The 18,266-nt window shown below is 46.0% G+C and carries 15 protein-coding genes; 5 read left to right on the top strand and 10 right to left on the bottom strand.

Annotated features, from left to right (window positions below; genetic code table 11):
• Positions 1-48: 48 nt before the first annotated feature.
• Positions 49-1,662 carry a formate transporter FocA gene (focA, locus tag D1Z90_RS16180; RefSeq protein ID WP_119911842.1) on the bottom strand — a complete coding sequence of 538 codons (1,614 nt, stop codon included), beginning with the start codon at positions 1,660-1,662 and terminating at the stop codon, positions 49-51.
• 308 nt (positions 1,663-1,970) lie between these two features.
• On the opposite strand from focA, the gene D1Z90_RS16175 reads away from it, so the two are divergent.
• From D1Z90_RS16175 to D1Z90_RS16165, 3 genes are all read left to right on the top strand, one after another.
• Positions 1,971-2,444: a LabA-like NYN domain-containing protein gene (locus D1Z90_RS16175; RefSeq protein WP_119911878.1), complete on the top strand. Its 474-nt coding sequence runs from the start codon at positions 1,971-1,973 to the stop codon at positions 2,442-2,444.
• Between the two features lie 359 nt (positions 2,445-2,803).
• Positions 2,804-3,865 carry an efflux RND transporter periplasmic adaptor subunit gene (locus tag D1Z90_RS16170; RefSeq protein WP_119911841.1) on the top strand — a complete coding sequence of 354 codons (1,062 nt, stop codon included), beginning with the start codon at positions 2,804-2,806 and terminating at the stop codon, positions 3,863-3,865.
• The gene (locus D1Z90_RS16165; RefSeq protein WP_119911840.1) at positions 3,866-7,048 is read left to right on the top strand and encodes a multidrug efflux RND transporter permease subunit; all 3,183 of its coding nucleotides are present in this window, start codon (positions 3,866-3,868) and stop codon (positions 7,046-7,048) included. It begins immediately after the preceding gene.
• Between the two features lie 406 nt (positions 7,049-7,454).
• On the opposite strand, the gene D1Z90_RS16160 is transcribed toward D1Z90_RS16165, so the two are convergent.
• The 6 genes from D1Z90_RS16160 to D1Z90_RS16135 all read right to left on the bottom strand — a co-directional run bounded on the left by D1Z90_RS16160 (position 7,455) and on the right by D1Z90_RS16135 (position 13,063).
• A complete protein-coding gene (locus tag D1Z90_RS16160; protein ID WP_119911838.1) occupies positions 7,455-8,306 on the bottom strand; it encodes an enoyl-CoA hydratase/isomerase family protein in 852 nt (283 codons plus the stop codon).
• A 242-nt stretch (positions 8,307-8,548) separates the two neighbouring features.
• Positions 8,549-8,986, bottom strand: coding sequence for a hypothetical protein (locus D1Z90_RS16155; RefSeq protein WP_119911836.1), 438 nt, complete (start codon positions 8,984-8,986; stop codon positions 8,549-8,551).
• A 188-nt stretch (positions 8,987-9,174) separates the two neighbouring features.
• Positions 9,175-10,176: an HAD family hydrolase gene (locus D1Z90_RS16150; RefSeq protein ID WP_119911835.1), complete on the bottom strand. Its 1,002-nt coding sequence runs from the start codon at positions 10,174-10,176 to the stop codon at positions 9,175-9,177.
• A gap of 247 nt (positions 10,177-10,423) precedes the next feature.
• On the bottom strand, positions 10,424-10,912 hold the full coding sequence (locus D1Z90_RS16145) for an HAD family hydrolase (protein ID WP_198419234.1): 489 nt from the start codon (positions 10,910-10,912) through the stop codon (positions 10,424-10,426).
• Between the two features lie 157 nt (positions 10,913-11,069).
• Positions 11,070-12,374: a sensor histidine kinase gene (locus D1Z90_RS16140; RefSeq protein ID WP_119911833.1), complete on the bottom strand. Its 1,305-nt coding sequence runs from the start codon at positions 12,372-12,374 to the stop codon at positions 11,070-11,072.
• Between the two features lie 2 nt (positions 12,375-12,376).
• On the bottom strand, positions 12,377-13,063 hold the full coding sequence (locus tag D1Z90_RS16135; RefSeq protein ID WP_119911832.1) for a response regulator transcription factor: 687 nt from the start codon (positions 13,061-13,063) through the stop codon (positions 12,377-12,379).
• Positions 13,064-13,291: 228 nt separating this feature from the next.
• Between D1Z90_RS16135 and D1Z90_RS16130 the strand changes: the two genes are divergently transcribed.
• On the top strand, positions 13,292-14,818 hold the full coding sequence (locus tag D1Z90_RS16130) for an ArnT family glycosyltransferase (RefSeq protein ID WP_119911830.1): 1,527 nt from the start codon (positions 13,292-13,294) through the stop codon (positions 14,816-14,818).
• Positions 14,819-14,890: 72 nt separating this feature from the next.
• Here the strand turns inward: D1Z90_RS16130 and D1Z90_RS16125 are convergent, their stop codons facing one another.
• Positions 14,891-15,217, bottom strand: coding sequence for a hypothetical protein (locus D1Z90_RS16125; RefSeq protein ID WP_119911828.1), 327 nt, complete (start codon positions 15,215-15,217; stop codon positions 14,891-14,893).
• A 111-nt stretch (positions 15,218-15,328) separates the two neighbouring features.
• Positions 15,329-16,552 (bottom strand): glycosyltransferase, encoded by a 1,224-nt coding sequence (locus D1Z90_RS16120; protein ID WP_119911827.1) that lies wholly within the window; start codon positions 16,550-16,552, stop codon positions 15,329-15,331.
• A 185-nt stretch (positions 16,553-16,737) separates the two neighbouring features.
• On the opposite strand from D1Z90_RS16120, the gene D1Z90_RS16115 reads away from it, so the two are divergent.
• Positions 16,738-16,932: a hypothetical protein gene (locus D1Z90_RS16115; protein ID WP_119911825.1), complete on the top strand. Its 195-nt coding sequence runs from the start codon at positions 16,738-16,740 to the stop codon at positions 16,930-16,932.
• Between the two features lie 89 nt (positions 16,933-17,021).
• Here the strand turns inward: D1Z90_RS16115 and D1Z90_RS16110 are convergent, their stop codons facing one another.
• The gene (locus tag D1Z90_RS16110; protein ID WP_269777047.1) at positions 17,022-18,053 is read right to left on the bottom strand and encodes an alpha/beta fold hydrolase; all 1,032 of its coding nucleotides are present in this window, start codon (positions 18,051-18,053) and stop codon (positions 17,022-17,024) included.
• Positions 18,054-18,266 lie beyond the last annotated feature (213 nt).

Raw genomic sequence — 18,266 nt, 5'->3', positions numbered from 1 at the left:
AACACAACCCGCTCATGAGCGGGTTGTGTCTACAACGTTTTAACAGTGTTACGCTGCGCTAGGTGTCGCCTGTGACTTATCCATTACTGGGTTATCAATCACTTCCGTAATTGGCTCAGGTCTAAACATTTGCACTAAGTGACGCGTCACATCTTCGCGGCGCAACAAGCCACACAAACGACCTTGCTTGATGACAGGGTAAACGCTAGGTTTCACGGCTTTTGCTACGCGTAATCTTTGCTCATAGCTTTGATAACCCTGCCCCATGTACATGCCAGAGCTGTTCACTGGGAATAAAGTGTCTTTATCGACCGACATTAGCTCTATCACTTGGCCTAAATCATCTTCAGGTGCCAGAGTTAGCATGTCACTTTGCATTAAATCGGCCACGGTCAAAGTAAGGTTCGCGCTGTACTCTTCTGACCATAAACCACGTAAACAGTCTTGCTCAGAAATAAAGCCAAGTAAACGGTCAGCGTCATCAACTACGGCAGCCGAACGCATCTGGTTGTCGCTCAGTAACTCTAATGCTTGATAAACATTCATTGCTGGCGCTAATGTCATCAGTTGAGTGTTCATTACATTTTCTACAGTAAGAGTAGCAATCGTTGATTTCATCATGGTATCGGTTCCTTGTGTCAATGCTGTTGACGTAGTTAAGTATTGATTTTCATTGTTTAAAACTGGTGCTGCGTGGAAGGTAGCGACTGACTCACTGCCTTCTTCAGATAATGCATTAAAGCTATTGGCTGCCGGGTAAAGCTGGCCATTGTTGCCATGTGAGTGGGTCTGATCCGATTCGGTTAAACGGTAACCTAGCCCCACTAAACATGCCCCGCCAACAATGTTGCCTAAAGTGACAGGTATTAAATTGTGAAAAATAAAGTTGCTAACTGTTAACTCGGCAAATAATGCAGGATCAACCCCTACCGATTGCCACCAAGCATCTGGGGCAAACGTCTGAATCGTGATGCCAAGGGGCACCATGAATAAGTTAGCGATGCTGTGTTCAAAGCCACTACTGACAAACATGGCTACAGGTAAAATCAACATAAGCGCTTTACTGAGGCTATCTTTACAACTGAGAGTCATCCAAATACCGAGACATACCAGCAAGTTACAAAGTACACCTAAGGTAAATGCCTGCATCCAAGTGTGCTCTAGCTTATGCTGGGCAATCGCTAAAGCGTTTAACCCCCAATCGCCGTGGGCCAAATTGGCCATGCCTGCGCCATAGACCAATAACAAGATGATGCTGGCGCCAAGAAAGTTGCCGCTATAGACCCTTAGCCAGCAGCGTAATAATGCCTTACCGGATACTTTGCCATTCGCCCAGGCAATGGCGCTAAGCACGGTACTGGTAAAAAGCTCACCACCGGCAATAACCACTAATATCAAACCTAAACTAAAAGCAATGCCGCCGATTAAACGCGTCACTCCCCAAGAAAGGCTGCCTGCACCGGTCGTTACGGTAATGTAAAATACAAACGCTAAAGCAATAAACGCCCCAGCAAACACCGCCAGTGCAAATGAGTGCCGCGGCGCTTTGACGATTTTAGCCGCGCCATATTCAGCCGCTTGGCTAACCAAAGACGGAGGCTTAGTCGCGCTTTGGTGAAGGCTGCGAATGGGCTCGCTCACTGAACGAGGATGCGCTTTCATAACGCCTCCTGTAGCCGCATTACCACGGCTTGCGCAAAAGAGCCAATTGGCGGGTTAAAGGAAAGGGTTGTTAACATAATGTCTCCTAATTGATTGCAAGATTGCGGTTAACTTGTGCATTTAAATTAGGGGATTTTGACCGGTAATAATATTTGAATGTTTTTATCTTTAGATTCAATTTTATTGATACCCTTTTCGAAGTTGCGTTACCCGCTAATTTTCTCCTTACTGTGATTAACTTTCATGTTAGCCTCAGGTAGGCTGACTACTTAAACCAAAAGGAAATGACTGTGTCCGAACTCGCTGGCGTGCCCAAGATCGCCGTATTTGTTGATGTACAAAATATCTATTACACCACCCGTGACGCCTACGGACGTTCATTTAACTACCGAGGTTTTTGGCAAGCTTTATCGCAGCAAGGAGACATTGTTGGCGCTAACGCATACGCCATTGCTCGAGCAGATGACGGACAACATAAGTTTCAAAGCGCGCTGCGCCATATTGGCTTTGATGTAAAATTGAAACCTTACATTCAGCGCAGTGATGGCTCAGCTAAGGGCGACTGGGACGTGGGCATTACCATCGATGTGTTAGAAGCAGCGCCAAACGTGGATAAAGTGATATTACTGTCAGGTGATGGCGACTTTGATATGTTGCTAAACAAGATCAACAGCAAATACGGGGTAGAAACAGAGGTTTTTGGCGTCCCTAGCCTGACCGCTAACTCATTAATAGATGCGGCTAGTAGCTTTCATCCCATCACTGAACAAGACTTACTATAAAGCGCTAGCTTGCCCTGCATCAGCAATGTTGATGATGCGTTAAGCCATCGCAGGGCTTCAAGTTACGGCAGCAACATAAGCGGTTTCAAATGCCTGATATATGAACAACCTTTAACACCGAGGAGACATTAATACACGAGAGCTCTACTCGTCAGCGCACTGTAGGAGCAGCCATTGCTCAACAGCTTGCCAAAACCAACAACCCCAACAATAACTCAAACATATCTAATCACTTTATCTAGGCATAAGCCCTAATAGCCAAATTATTCACTAACATTTACCATTATTTACGCAGATAAACAGCACTATACTGTAAATCCGTTATAGTGCGCTGAATATAGCTTATTTAGGTAGCAATCATGACAAAGACCAAGCTTTCTTGGGGCTTAGTATTAGTGTTGGCAGTCGCTGGCACCTTATATATGGGATTGACTCAAGCTCGCGCAGCTAAACCGAGTGCTAAAGTCGATAAAAAAGTGGACGTGATTACAGGTGCCGTTGAGCGCCATCATATCGCACCTAGCTTACAACTTATTGGCACGCTAACGGCGGCGCAATCTGCCAGTTTATCGTTTAAAGAGTTAGCGCCGATAGCCAAGCTTATGGTGCTCACCAATACGCAAGTGAATCAAAACCAAGTGTTGGTGCAATTGGATGACAGTCAAGCGCAAGCTGCCTTAATTGAAGCGCAAGCGGTGTTAGAAGAAGAACAACGCAAACTCAACGAATTTAGCCGAATTATCAGCCGCGGCGCTGTCACTCAAACCGAGCTTGATGCGCAGCGCGCCAGTGTTAATGTGGCTAAAGCACGCCTAACTGCTGCCAAGGCGGCGGTGCAAGACCATCAGTTAAAAGCACCGTTTGCGGGCACCCTTGGTATTATTGATTTAAACCTAGGCGAGATGGTGGCCGTAGGCACGCCGGTATTACACCTCGATAATTTAGCCACCATGCAGCTGGATCTATATGTACCCGAGCGGTACTTATCGAGCATTAGCCAAGGCATGGCGATCAAAGCCCAAGCCAAAGCTTGGCCCAGCCAAACCTTTGAAGGCAAAGTCACGGCCGTTGACTCTCGAGTGGACCCAGATACCCTAAATATTCGCGTGCAAGTAGAATTTAACAACCCAGAGCAACGTTTAAAGCCAGGCATGTTATTAACCGCGTTAATGCAATTTCCGCAGCAGTCGCAAGCCATTATTCCGGTGCAAGCGCTAGAATACTCTGGCACCCACAGATTTGTTTACCGCATCACCCCACAAGGCATTGCCGAGCGGGTGCAAGTTACTTTAGGCCAGCGAATTGATAACAGCGTGGTGATAGAACAAGGTGTGATGGTCGGCGATAAGATAGTGGTGCAAGGTTTGGTGAACATGCGTGACGGTCTTAGCGTCAATGAACTACAGGTGAAGGCAAGCTAAATGTTATTGTCAGATATCGCTATCAAGCGCCCGGTTTTTGGCATTGTTATCAGCTTATTGCTGGTCATCTTTGGCATAGTTTCGTTTACCAAGCTTGCCGTGCGTGAAATGCCAGAGATCGAAAACCCTGTGGTCACTATCAGTACCAGTTATAGTGGCGCGTCGGCTTCGATTATGGAAAGCCAGGTCACTAAAGCATTAGAAGATCAACTTAATGGTATCAGCGGTATTGATAATATCAGCTCCGTCAGCCGCAATGGCATGTCGCAGATAACCATCACCTTTTTGATGGACTGGAACATTACCGAAGGCGTGAGCGATGTGCGTGACGCAGTCGCACGGGCATCACGCAGTTTACCTGATGAAGCCGATGATCCTGTGGTATCCAAAGATAACGGCAGCGGCGAACCGTCAATTTACATCAACCTGACCTCGTCTGAAATGGATCGAACCCAATTAACTGACTACGCTCAACGGGTACTTGAAGACAGGTTCAGCTTTATTTCTGGCGTCAGTGACATTGGCATTTCTGGTGCCTTGTATAAAGTCATGTACGTACAACTTGATCCGGTATTGATGGCTGGCCACGGCGTTACCACCTCAGACATTATCGCTACGTTAAAACAAGAGAACATGGAAACCCCAGGTGGCGAAGTTCGAAATGATGTCACCACCATGCCAGTGCGTACCAGTCGGTTATATTTAACCGCTCAAGACTTTGACTACTTAGCCATTAAACATCACCCACAAGGCCCGCCGACCTACCTCAAAGACGTGGCCAAAGTGTGGGTCGGTGCGCAAAATGAAGACTCAACCTTTAAAAGCGATGGCGTTCAAAACTTAAGCCTAGGCATAGTGCCGCAGTCAGACGCGAACCCATTGACGGTTGCTAAAGCCGTGCGAGCGGAAGTAGCCAAATTGCAGCACGTTTTGCCTGCGGGAACGTCACTTTACGTCGATTACGACGCAACCGTATTTATTGAACGCTCCATCAGCGAAGTCTACCAGACCCTCATGATCACCGGCATTTTGGTCATTTTGGTGCTCTATATTTTTATCGGTCAAGCTCGCGCCACATTAATACCGGCTATCACGGTTCCTGTATCGTTAATATCGGCCTTTATCGCCGCTTATTTTTTCGGTTTTTCCATTAATTTATTAACCTTGATGGCGCTGATATTGGCCATTGGCTTAGTGGTCGATGACACCATCGTTGTGATTGAAAATATCTTTCACCATTTAGAGCAAGGCAAAACGCCGCTGGTTGCCGCCTATCAAGGTTGTCGCGAAGTAGGATTTGCCGTTATCGCTACCACTTTAGTACTGGTGATGGTCTTTTTACCTATCACCTTTATGGATGGCATGGTGGGCCGATTATTCACTGAATTTGCGGTACTACTGGCGGTGTCAGTGGCCTTTTCTTCTCTGGTCGCCCTGACCTTATCACCTGTTTTGGCCAGTAAGCTGTTTCGCCAGCACAGTAAAAAGTCTGCGTTAAGCACTAAAGTAGACGCCGCATTTGCGAAGTTTGAAAGTCTTTACCAAGCCAGCTTGAGCATTTTTGTTCGCCGCGCTTGGCTCTCCCCCGTGATCATAGTGTCGTGCTTAGCGGGGAGCTATGCTCTGGTTCAGAGCGTGCCAAATCAATTAGCACCGCAAGAAGATCGCGGCGTAATATTTGCTTTTATCAAAGGCGCAGAAGGCACCAGTTACAACCGCATGATTAAAAACGTGGAGCAAGTAGAAGCCAAGTTATTGCCCTTAGTAGGCCAAGGCGTGATTCGCTCTGTTAGCATTCAGGCGCCAGCTTTTGGCGGCCGTGCAGGCGACAATACCGGCTTCGTGATTATGCAGTTGGAGGATTGGGCTGAGCGTGATACCTCAGCACAGCAAGCGCTAGCCTTGATCCGCAACACCTTGCAAGGCATTCCGGATGTGAAAATTTGGCCCATGTTGCCAGGCTTTCGAGGAGGCTCAAACGACCCAGTGCAATTTGTATTGCGCGGCAGCGATTACGAAGAGCTATACCAGCATGCCGAACAATTAAAGCTGGTTGCCGAAAACAGTGGTTTATTAACCGGCGTTGACCTTGATTATGCAGCCACTACTCCTGAGTTAGTCGTGCATATTGATCGCCCACGCGCTGCGCAACTCGGCATTAGCGTCGCTGAAATTTCAGAAACTTTAGAAGTAATGCTAGGCGGGCAAACTGAAACCACCTTTATTGAACGCGGTGAAGAGTATGATGTGTATTTGCGGGGTAATGAAAATAGCTTTAACAACGCCAGCGATCTTAACCAGATTTATCTGCGAACTAAATCGGGACAGCTGATCACCTTAGACACCGTCACTCAGGTAGAGGAAGTTGCCTCCCCTCGGCGGTTAAGTCATCTGCAAAAGCAAAAGTCGATAACCTTATCGGCTAGCCTTGCCCCCGGGGTGACCTTAGGTACAGCGCTGGATTACCTTGCTGAAACCGCCCAGCCTATGCTGCCTTCTGACATCAGCATAGACTACAGCGGCGAGTCAAAAGATTTCAAAGAAAACCAAAGCGACATATACATAGTGTTTGCCCTCGCGTTAGTGGTGGCTTACTTGGTGTTGGCAGCGCAATTTGAAAGCTTCATTAATCCATTGGTGGTGATGTTTACCGTGCCAATGGGGATCGTTGGTGGCTTACTTGGCCTTTGGTTAAGTCAAGGCAGTTTAAATGTGTACAGTCAAATTGGCATGATCATGTTGATAGGCATGGTGACTAAAAACGGCATTTTAATTGTCGAGTTTGCAAACCAACTGCGCGACCAAGGCATCGCCTTTGAACAAGCTATCATCCAAGCGGCGCGCAGACGTTTAAGGCCTATCATGATGACAGCTTTCACAACCTTGATTGGCGCTATTCCACTGCTGTTAAGCACTGGCGCGGGCGCAGAAAGTCGTATTGCCGTGGGTACAGTGATATTCGCCGGCATGGCATTAGCCACCTTGGTTACCCTTTACGTGATACCCGCAATGTATCAGCTGCTGGCGCGCCATACGCACTCTCCAGAATACGTGGGTAAGCAATTAGAGCAACAATTAGCTGATGTGCAAAAAGAGCCTGAATTAGCCGATGTGCAAAAAGAGCCTGAATTAGCCGATGTGCAAAAAGAGCCTGAATTAGCCGATGTGCAAAAAGAGCCTTAATTAGCCGATGTGCAAAAAGAGCCTGAATTAGCCGATGTGCAAAAAGAGCCTGAATTAGCCGATGTGCAAAAAGAGCCTTAATTAGCCGATGTGCAAAAAGAGCCTGAATTAGCCGATGTGCAAAAAGAGCCTGAATTAGCCGATGTGCAAAAAGAGCCTTAATTAGCCGATGTGCAAAAAGAGCCTGAATTAGCCGATGTGCAAAAAGAGCCTGAATTAGCCGATGTGCAAAAAGAGCCTTAATTAGCCGATGTGCAAAAAGAGCCTTAAGGTGTTTCTAGGCCATCAAACGTGAGCGATATGGCCATGCAACACAGAACGCCGCTGCGTGTCAGTTTCACGCAGCGGCAACGGCTAAATAACATCGAGCAGCCCTAATAACCATTAGCCACCCCCAGCCTGAGCGTTAATCATGTTGAATATCTTGCACCTGCATCACCATGGTATTCCAGTTACGCTGGTTATCTAAGTCAAACTGCGCTCCTTGTTCGTCAGCCCACGTGAAGCGTTTGATCGCTGGTGTTTTACTGGTTGCTTGGTACAACCAATAGGCCTCAGCTTTTAGCGCTTCATCAATCGGTTTGTCGATTGATTCATACACCATTTGTTTACAAGCATTGATCGACTCTGCTGGAAATTGCGCAATCCGATTCGCCAGGGTCTCCACATAAGGCCCGATTTCATCGGGCTCAAACGCTTTGTTAATGGTGCCCCACGCTTCAGCCTCGTCAGCATCAAAATCGCGCGCACTTAAAATAATTTCAAGGGCTCTGCCTAAGCCTACCTGCCTCGCCATACGCGACGCACCGCCGCCACAGGGTAAAATACCCATGCCAACTTCCATTTGCATAAACTTGAACTTACCTCGCGCCGCAAAGCGCATATCACAAGCTAAAGCCAACTCATGACCACCACCTCTTGCAAAACCTTCCAGCTTTGCAATAGTCGCTTGCGGTAACTTGCTGATCCTTTCGCAAATGGCTTGTAAGTCGAGCAGTTTGACTTCTTCTCTCGAAACGGCATCTTCTGACATATCCCGCAGTAAATTAGTGTCGTAGTGGCACACCCAAATATCAGGGTTAGCAGATTGAAAAACCACTACTTTTACACTTCTATCGCGCTCCAAGCGTAATGCTAAACTGCTTAAATCTGCCAGCATTTCTTGCCCCTGCACGTTAACAGCGCCGAAATCAAACGTCACCCAAGCAATGGCGGCTTTAATTTCGACAGAAAATGTCTGAAAGTTTTTGTATTCCATTATGTCCTCCGAGGTTGAATATCTGGCTGGCACAGGCTTGCTAACCACAAATGCTTTAGAGCCTAGTCGTCCTCAGTTATTTTTATAATGACGATAAAAATGGAATCTGTTTATATTTTTTATTGATAATATTATTTTTAACATCTACTAAGGCAGGTCGAAAGCATTCAGGCGTAAAAAAGCCGCGACATGAAAAGTCATGTCACGGCTTTCGTAAACGCTGAAGTAGCGGGTGCAGCACATTACTTTAGGACTACAGCGTCTCTCGTAGTTCCTTCATCAAGGTCTGAGGTTTGCCACTTAGGTACCAGGGACTCAATGCCTAGCACAGCAAAGATCACAGCAAAAAATGCGATCAAGCCGTTCAGTGCACCTGTAAACATAATAGCCTGTTGGAAAGTAGCACCAATGACAGCCATGGCTAAAAACTTCGACCCCACCAAAATTATGTAAGAAGCAATGCCGCGTTTCAGCTTGGGTAAGGTTTGCTGCTTTAAAAGGTAAGCCGCGGCTACTTTTTCAAAGCTGATCGCCCCTTTCAGGATCACACTCAATATCACAGACATGCCCAGAGCTGCTTGGTAATGGGCAATGGTGACCCAATCCCACACGCTGTGGAATGTCACCACTACGGCTAAAGTGATCACGCTGCAAAGTAGTAGCTCTTTCAGTTTATTCATAGCTCATCCTTATCAAGTTAGGTCATAAGATACCTTGTTGTTAGAGCCAGAATATGCCATGTAGGCCAAATAAAGTTACCAAATAGTGACACATCATTAAGACATCAAAAAAGCCAAAACCGCCGAGCGCTAACGAGCTAATGAGCTAATGAGCTAATGAGCTAATGAAAGACTTTACCTATGACGTTTTATTGCGCCATTTGGCTTGGGTAAATCACTCGCCAGTCTTGTTTCATGTCCACCAAGGTCCAGCCTTTTTGCTTGGCTTCATCGAGTCCTTTGTCTAAACGCCCAACGCTTGAGTCTCTGTCATAGGCCCACTCACGCGCAGCATCAGTATGATGCACATAGAGCGCAAACCTGGGGCCTTTACCCGCAGTGGTCCACTGTAACATTTGTAAATCGCCGTCAGAGTTACCAAACGATGCGATTGGACGCCGCCCAATATATTGGTTAATAGCAACGGGCTTGCCTTCTTTATCGTCTAAAAAGTTAAGCTCTGGTAAGCCCACAATCACCGGCGTATCACCGCGCATTTCAAACTGTGTTTTAATACTGCTGCCTACGACTTGTTCTGGGGGTATGCCATAAACTTGCTCAGTCCAAGGCCGCATAAACGCGATGCCGCCACCCGACACAATATAGGTTTTAAAGTCATTCGCACGCAGGTAAGCCAATAACTCTAACATCGGCTGGTAAACCATATCGGTGAATTTTAATTGTGTTTTAGGGTGTTTAGCATGGGCTAACCAGGCCGTCACTTGCTGCGAAAACTCCTCGGTTGTCATGCCTGCATGTGTGGCCATAATCAGGTCAAGAATGGCCTTTTCACCCCCTGCCAAGGCCGCTTTCATATCTCCCTTAAGAATCGACGCGTACGGCTCTTGTTCTTTCCATTCAGGATGTTGTGGAGCCAATTGCTTGATTCTGTCGATGGCAAAAAATAACTGAAAATACATCGGTTTTTCGGCCCACAGTGTACCGTCATTATCAAAGGTGGCTATTCGCTCCGGGATCGCAACAAAATCGGCGGAGTCGGGTGTCGTGACTGCAGTAACAAATTTAATGATGGATTGCTTTGCCTTGCCTTCATTCCACGACGGAAGAGGGTCTTCGCTTTGCGCGTTGACAATGCCTGTGAATAATAAGCAAATGCCAAGTGTAATTTGCACCAACCAGCTCTGTTTCATCGTATTTCCTTTTAATGTGTATTAACAAACAGCTTAACCTGCGCAATAAAAGCCTTAGTAAAAACTGTTATTGAGCTTTACTCCAATATAGTCACTATCTGTAAATTCATTAAAATTAAATCAATATTTCCGCTATGAGCCTCGTATATTGGTGCGCTTACCTTAAATGCATCACACTGGTTTAAACGGCAGTTACCGTCACGGCTTATTGGTCAGAACGGATTAATAATGGACGGGCGAGGACTGATTAAATACGGGGAGCAATTTGACACAAAGCGCTTACCTGTTGCACTTTTTCGCCGACGCTCTGACTAAAGTCAGGCTTGCCCTTGGGGTTAAACCAAATAGCATCAAGACCAGCGTCCAGGGCGGGCACAATGTCATTTTCAATGCTATCCCCCACCATGACCATGGACTCAGTACTTAACTTCAAGCTAGCTGCAATGCGGTGAAAAAATTCGGCGCTGCCCTTGCCAATACCGACATTGGCATGACAGAAATAGCCGTCTATATATTCCGCTAACTGCGCTCGTTCAAACGCTTGCTGAATATCTGCAACATCTGAATCCACGGCGTTTGTCGCAATATAAACGCTGTGGTGTTGAGATATTCGGGCCAATAATGGTTTAGCGCCATCCACGGCTTGCACTGATTGCCAATGACACATTTTCCCTTGCTGGTCGGCAAAGTCGACCATTAAGGTATCGCCCCAATCAAATAAATAGACCTGTTGCAAATCCGCCCCCTTAGGTGATTGTTAATATTCGAGTGTTACTCACCATAACCTAATACTCGCATTAAGGTTATGAACAACAAGCGCTTGTTATTTAAAAGCGCAAAAAAGATAACGCAAGCACCCTTGGAAAGCGACCGAACAGGGCCGAATTAAAAACCTAAAGCCCTTGTGGAGGCGCGCCTAAAGCCGCGCTTGGCTCAAAACTCACGTGCGCACGGCAACCATGTGGCAGATTATCTTGCAACTGAAATTGCCAATGAAACAAGCGGCAAATGTCTTTTACAATCAATAACCCAAGCCCATGGCTGTCTTGGGACATTTGCGATTGGCCAAGGCCTGTGCCGGTATCGGTGACGATCAAAGCATGATTATCCAAAGTGACGTTAACGCTACCAGCTTGAGTATGACTAAAGGCATTTTTCACTAAATTGCCCAGTAAAAGTTGCAATAATGTTTCACTGGCAAAGGTTTGGGTTTCTTCGGCTACCTCCACCTGATAATGCACCCCAGGCTGCAGCAGTGATAGGTGACTTGCCACTATATCTTGGATCTCCACCTTAGCCACAGCTCGCTGTACCGGCTTCTCTTGGCTAATCTTTTGCAGCGACAACAAAGCTTCAATGAAGTTTTGCATATCATCGCAAGCACCTTCTATTCGCTGTTGCTGACGCAATACAAAGTCAGCTTGCTGGCTTTGTTTGAGTAAGCTATTTGCGCCCTTCATCACCATCAGAGGGGTGCGTAATTCATGGCTAGCGTAGCGGGTAAAACGGCGTTCACGCTCAACCAGTTGCGCCACTTTTTGCTGGTAGACTGCCAAACTGTCTATCAAGCTCTGCACTTCCCGAGATTTTGCTTGCAAGCTCGCTAAACTCTGTTGATTAGGCTCACCTTGGTGCTGCTCAAAATAATCTGCCGTCGCCGTGATTGGCGCAGCAAGCTTATTGGACACTTTGGCTATCAATAAATACGCTAAAAACAGCGAGCCAATTGAAATCAGCAAAAAACCTAGCTCCACCAATATAATCAGGACATCATCGGCTTCGACTTCACCTTGAAATAGCACAATATACAGGCTTTGAATCTCACCATTGAGTAAAAACTCGTCATAACTGTAAACAAACTCGGTTTTTGATTCTTCAAAACCGTCTTCGCCGTGGTAATCACTGAACAAAGACAGGATCTCCCCCTTCTCTTGCGGCAAGGGTCTAGGCACTAATGGTGGAACATTGGCTGAATTTTGGTAGGCGTACGCAATAGGCGACAACTTTTGAATGCCCCTGACCCCAGCCTGATAACCTTTTATCGCGTCTTCTTTAAGCAACTCTATCCGCTGATAAGACGCAAATTCTTCACTAACCAAGAGGGTTAAATGAAACAAACTGTACTGCAGCACCACCAAAACCAAGGCGATGCCAGAAAAATATTTGGTGAAAAGCTGCTGCTGGGTAGGTAAAACCATTATCACGACTCTGTATTTTCGGTCGGAACCGCTTGTAACTTAAAACCTATTTTAGGCACTGTTTTGATCATTTCATGGCGAAACGGTCTATCAATGACGCAACGTAATTGATAAATATGACTGCGCAGTAAATCGCCTTCAGGTACATCATCGGGCCATAAGGTATCAATCATCTGCTCGCGAGTCACAACGTCAGGAGCGTGTGTCATGAGTAACTTTAAAATCGTAAACGCGGTAGGGTTAAGCGGGATCTTTTGTTGTTGGCGAACGGCCATACGCTCGGCTTGCATTAAGCTTAACTCAGAAAATTGCCACGCTTTAGTGGTCGGTTTTCGCCGCCGTAGAATGGCGTCGATGCGCGCGTCCAGAATGTCTAAATCAAACGGTTTTATCAAATAGTCATCGGCCCCGACTTTAAAACCCGCCAAGGTATCGTCACGGGTTTCACGGGCGGTTAACATTAAAATAGGGGTATCATTACCGTCTTCTCTTAACTGTTTACACACTTGCAACCCACTGACTCCTGGTAATGAAATATCCAAGATAATTAAATCATAATGCTGTTGCTGAGCCAGCTTAAAGCCAAGCTCACCATTAATGGCATGCTCTAGGGTGTAACCTTTCAATTCAAAATAATCAAATAACACACCGGCAATATCATGGTGATCTTCAACCAACAACAGCTTCATTCGAACTCCTTAATCTGTCTCTGCATTTTGCCGAAAAAAATGTAGAAAAAATGTCGAATACAGTTTTTCTACACCGGGCTACTTATCCTAAGCAGCGAAAGTAATGACTCTGTTGCGCAGCACACTCACAAGCATCAAAGCCCATAAACTGCTGCGCCGCTGAGCGTGACAACAACCAATTTTTCGCTGTTGACCCATGAGATAGGCAACGCCATAAAACAGGACTCTATGATGAAACATACACCATTATTTACCCGCTGGCATTGGGTTTTGTTGTTGATAGGTATAGCGATTTTTGTTCGCTTGGCCTCTTTAGCCATGTTCCCTTTAATGGACACCACAGAAGCTAGGTACGGTGAAATGGCGCGCATCATGGTAGAAACAGGCAACTGGGTGACACCCATGTTTGATTATAACGTGCCTTTTTGGGGCAAGCCGCCGCTGTTTGCTTGGTTAAGCGCGGTAGGGTTTAGCGTTTTTGGTATCAATGAGTTTGCCGCACGTTTTCCGCACTTATTAATTGGCGTGCTGACCTTGGTTCCCGTTTTCTACCTTGCCAAAAGCTTATTGAACTCACGTAAAGCCGCTTGGATGGCATTGGCGATTTTAATGACTACCTGTGGCTATCTCGTCACCGCTGGCGCTGTTATGACAGACATGGCTTTAACCTTATCCATGACCTTAGCTTTGATATGCTTTTGGTTTAACTGGCAGCAAAATGATGACAACCAGCATAAAATCTATGGTTACGGCTTTTTTGCCGCCCTCGCCCTTGGCATGTTAGCCAAAGGCCCACTCATTTTAGTATTGGTTGGCCTGAGCTTAGTGCCTTGGCTAACGTTTAATAAACTGTGGCAACACGTGTGGCGTAAGTTGCCTTGGATAAAAGGTTCACTGCTGTTCTTTGCTTTGACACTGCCTTGGTACATTGCCGCTGAAATCGCAACGCCAGGCTTTTTGCAATACTTTATCATTGGCGAGCATTTCCAACGGTTTTTAGTGCCCGGCTGGGAAGGCGACCTATACGGCAGCGCTCATGATCAACCTAAAGGCATGATTTGGCTGTTTTGGCTTGCCACCGCGTTACCATGGTCCCCGATACTAATTTGGCAGGCCTGTAAACACGGTCGCTTGTCTGCACGCAACGCCAACCTCTACCCCAATCAGCAATCTTTTCTATGGTGTTGGTTAGTCTCGCCTATGGTTTTGTTTACTTTCGCCGGAAATATACTTCCCGCTTACGTTGTACCTGGCTTACCGGCTATGGCTATCTTATTGTGCCTGTACTGCATGAAAAGCGAAGATAAATCTGCAGAGCAAACCTTTGAACAAAACCCATACTCAAGCCATTGGCTTAAAGTGGGGCTTATTACTCCCGTCATCGCATTGGTAGCGGCTCTGTATATTGGCCTTGGTTTTTCGGGTAAAACCGCCGACAAAGATTTGATGGCGAGCTGGACGGCACAAACCGAAGCAGGCCAAAGTGAACTGCTGTATTTTGGTAAAAAACCCTTTTCAGGGCAATTTTATTCCTCTGGAAAAGCGCAAAAAATCACCGATATCGACGCCATTGACGAGCAAGCATTTGTCGTGATCCGCAAGCATCAGCAGCAAGCGTTAACAGAGTCAGATGGATTAGACTGCCAAGCTCGTGCCAGCAATCGCAAACGCGTGTTATTTTTCTGTCAGCCAAACGCCAACTCGGCGCTGGCTAAAAGTGAAAATAGCATGCAAAAAGCCAACACGGACAGTTAAAAGAGAGGGGGTTGCGGCTGTCAACGCTGCAACCACTAACAAAGTATATTGTTGAGATAAACAGGGCGCACATCAGCGCCCTAAATGTTGGTCAATCAACTCACTGAGTTTTTCATGTAAATGCTCTTCAAAATCTTCTAGATTTTTGTCAAACATGCTCATGTATTTATGTCCTTGCTCTGGAGACAATTTACGATCAGCCACCATATATTGTGTTTCTGGTAAAGATTTGTCGTAACGAGGAATGATACGCCAGCGAATATATGCCGAGTCGACACTCAGCAGAGACTGCTCTGCGTATAAACAAAAGTCTTCAATGTAGTCCACGCCTTGCGGCCCCAGACAACCAGGCTCAACCCGGCAAATCACAATTAACTTCTTGTCATCTGGTAAAACCACTTTTCACCTCTAACTCAATGTCCTTGATTAAGATTCGCCGTAAATGCTCAGTAATTCAAATCAAGTTATTCATAATTTGTAGCGATAGTGGAGCTGGGTCACTGATTAGAACTATTTATTCTTTAACTCTATCCATTGCGACATATATTGAGTGCTCTTCATACTATGATGCCTTAGCATGGCGCCAGTGAAGTTTTGCTGACGATGCGTTGCTAGCTGTGATCTTAAGCGCTTAATACGCTCTATCAAAGCAGCGCCAAGCCACTCACCGTGATAGGCTTGTTTGATAAGCTCGTGACATCGCAGCTGTTTTTTTTGCCATAAGTCCGCATCTTGGTACAGCGCCACTGCCGCTGTCACTATTTCGTGTTCATTTGCAGCGATAAGTCCTGGCCAGTTATCTTGTGCCATCATGCCTTCACTGCCAATAGAGGTGGTAATACTCGGCGTTTGCGTTTGCATTGCATCAATCAACTTCCCTTTAATACCTGCACCAAAACGCAGCGGGGCTAAGCAAATTTTGGCACTCGCCAACACTTGCTGAGCATCATCCGCCCACCCTTTTACCAAAAAGCCCGTTTTAGGGTTACTTAATGCGGTAGCTTTGGGCGGAGGATAGGAGCCATAAATGTGCATTTCAGCGTGAGGTAACTGCTTTCTAATGGCCGGCCATAATTGGCTTAACCATAATACACAGTCCCAGTTAGGGGCATGACGAAAGTTGCCAATGGTGACAAAGTGTTGGCGCTCATCGAAACTTAAAGAATTTCCTTGCAGACTTGAAGCATCAAGCATAAAGGGTAAATGATGCAATAGCGTCGCTGGCATGGCGAAATGACGTTGCAATAGTTGCATTTCATAATCGGAGATAATCAGAGACAAATCGCTACGATAAATCGCCGCAATCTCTCGTTTGGCGATGTCAGAACTTAAATCTTGTAATGGCTCAAACGGGCGCTGCTGTTTGAGCGCTTGATGTCGTCCTTGGCGCAAGCACTGCAGGTCTTCGGTGTCGAGTAACCGCATCGCATCGGGGCAAACTTTTTCCACACGCCAAGCAAACTGCTCTTCCATCATAAAGCGATCAAACATCACCAGCTCAGGTTGTAACTCGGCAATAAAGTCATCGAATGAACTGCAATTTAGCGCAATGTTGACCACTTCAATGCCTTCTGCATTGAGATCCTGCATATGCTCGGTAGTCTGAGCCGGACTGGCAAAAGTGACAGACCATTGCTGCGCTTTAAACAAACGCAATAATGACATCATATGACTGCCGGCAGCAGATGAATTAGGCTCTGGCCAGACGTAACCTATGACTAACACTTGCATAATATGGCTCTCAAAAACAGAAGTTGCCTCGCATGCTAATCAAATGTGGATAGGCTTGCAATAAACGAGCTGGGAATGATGACGCTAACAAGAAAAATAGAATAACCGCCAATGATTAAGCCCCTATTCAGCATACTTTTTGCACAATACGCCTTCTCATTAACATGAAAGTTCTTTTAGGGGGTTCCATGAAAACACTGTTGCAGGCAATTACTTTTGCAACCATATTAATCATTGTAGAAACCATTATTTGGTTAGTGATTACGGAACGCCCAATCACCACTGACAGCATGATGGCTTTTTCTCTAAGCTGGTTAGCTTTATTTGCATTTAACTTACATCAAAAAACCAAACAGGCTTTATCTCAATATCAGGAGAAATAGCGCATAATTTTTGCACTAAAGCCCATCTTACAATCCTCAAAGTCAATAAAAAGCCCTAAAAATAGGGCTTGCTTTAACCAAAGAGAAGCTTACTGTCCCCTATTATTAATATAATGGGGCTGTACGTCGTTTAAACGTTTCACCGGGTGCACCTCAGCATTCGGGTTGTATTTTCTACCTTGAATATTGCCTTGGCATACTTTGTCAGAAACGTCTAACGTCGGGTCAATAAGGTATGACACAGCAACATCGTCCACGCAAGAGTAACCACTGAATGAGAAACCATGATCAATAACTTCAGTTACCGTAACCAAGGCTGCTCTTTCACCGAAACTGGCTTGCATGTCTTGTCCCCAAGAATAAGCCGTTCTCGGATCGAGCTTACCCGCAACCAGTAAAACTGATTGCCCTGATAATTTTTGCTCCATATTTTCAATAGCCGGCACAGGATCTCGCTCACCCGTCCACTGGCTACACAAGTGTGAATGAGGGAAAACCAAGTTAGCAAAAGTCGGAGTGGCCTCTAAAAACTCTGGATAAAGCGCCTCAACCTCATTGAAATCAATAGGTTGGGATTCATCAACACAGTTTACAGCTTGCAACATTAGTTGGAACCTAAGGTCTTCCAAGGACGTTAAAGGTGACTCTCGGAATTTCGCAAGCTCAACTTTAAAAGTATGAGCTTCATCAGAATCCAGTAATTCATTCAGCCCTGCTTGTGTCATTTCCCATTCTATAGAAGGACTTAATCTTAATAGAATATCAAGTATTTTAGTAAGCTCATCTTGACTAACCTCAAAGCCATCAGCTGCGAGATAGCTGCCAGTTGTACCAATTTGTTGAATTATATTCTGTAGCGACTGTAAGCGCTGAGGCGAGCCTAGCCTAAATGCACCGATATCCTCGTAAGATGGCGCTTCAGAAAGATTAATCTGAGCAACGCTTCCCAGAGTAGGTGGCATTGGAGAATCCAGAACCATTGCTCTCACTCGCTCAGGGTAAAAACTGGCGTAAACGGCAGCTAAACGCGTACCGTATGAGTAGCCTAATAAACTGATGCTTTCTTCACCTAAATGGACACGTAACGACTCATAGTCTTTGGCAACCGAGTTAGTGCCAATCTGACGGATCCCCTCATAATTTCCCTAGTCCAGCGTTGTGCGTGAGCCGTTGATATTCCAGTATTGCCCATTGATATTGGGACTCGTAAATTTGATACCGCCTATGGCTCCGAACTTCCCTTCCTAAGCGGGGTAGGGAAAGCACTCTGCGATGTTTTATTGTGTTGGCTTGAAAGTCAAAATGCCACTTCGCTTGTACCGCAACGAGTCCAT

Source organism: Motilimonas pumila (genome assembly GCF_003596335.1).
GTDB lineage: Bacteria > Pseudomonadota > Gammaproteobacteria > Enterobacterales > CBDFNC01 > Motilimonas > Motilimonas pumila.
This window is presented reverse-complemented; position numbering and strand designations above follow the sequence as displayed.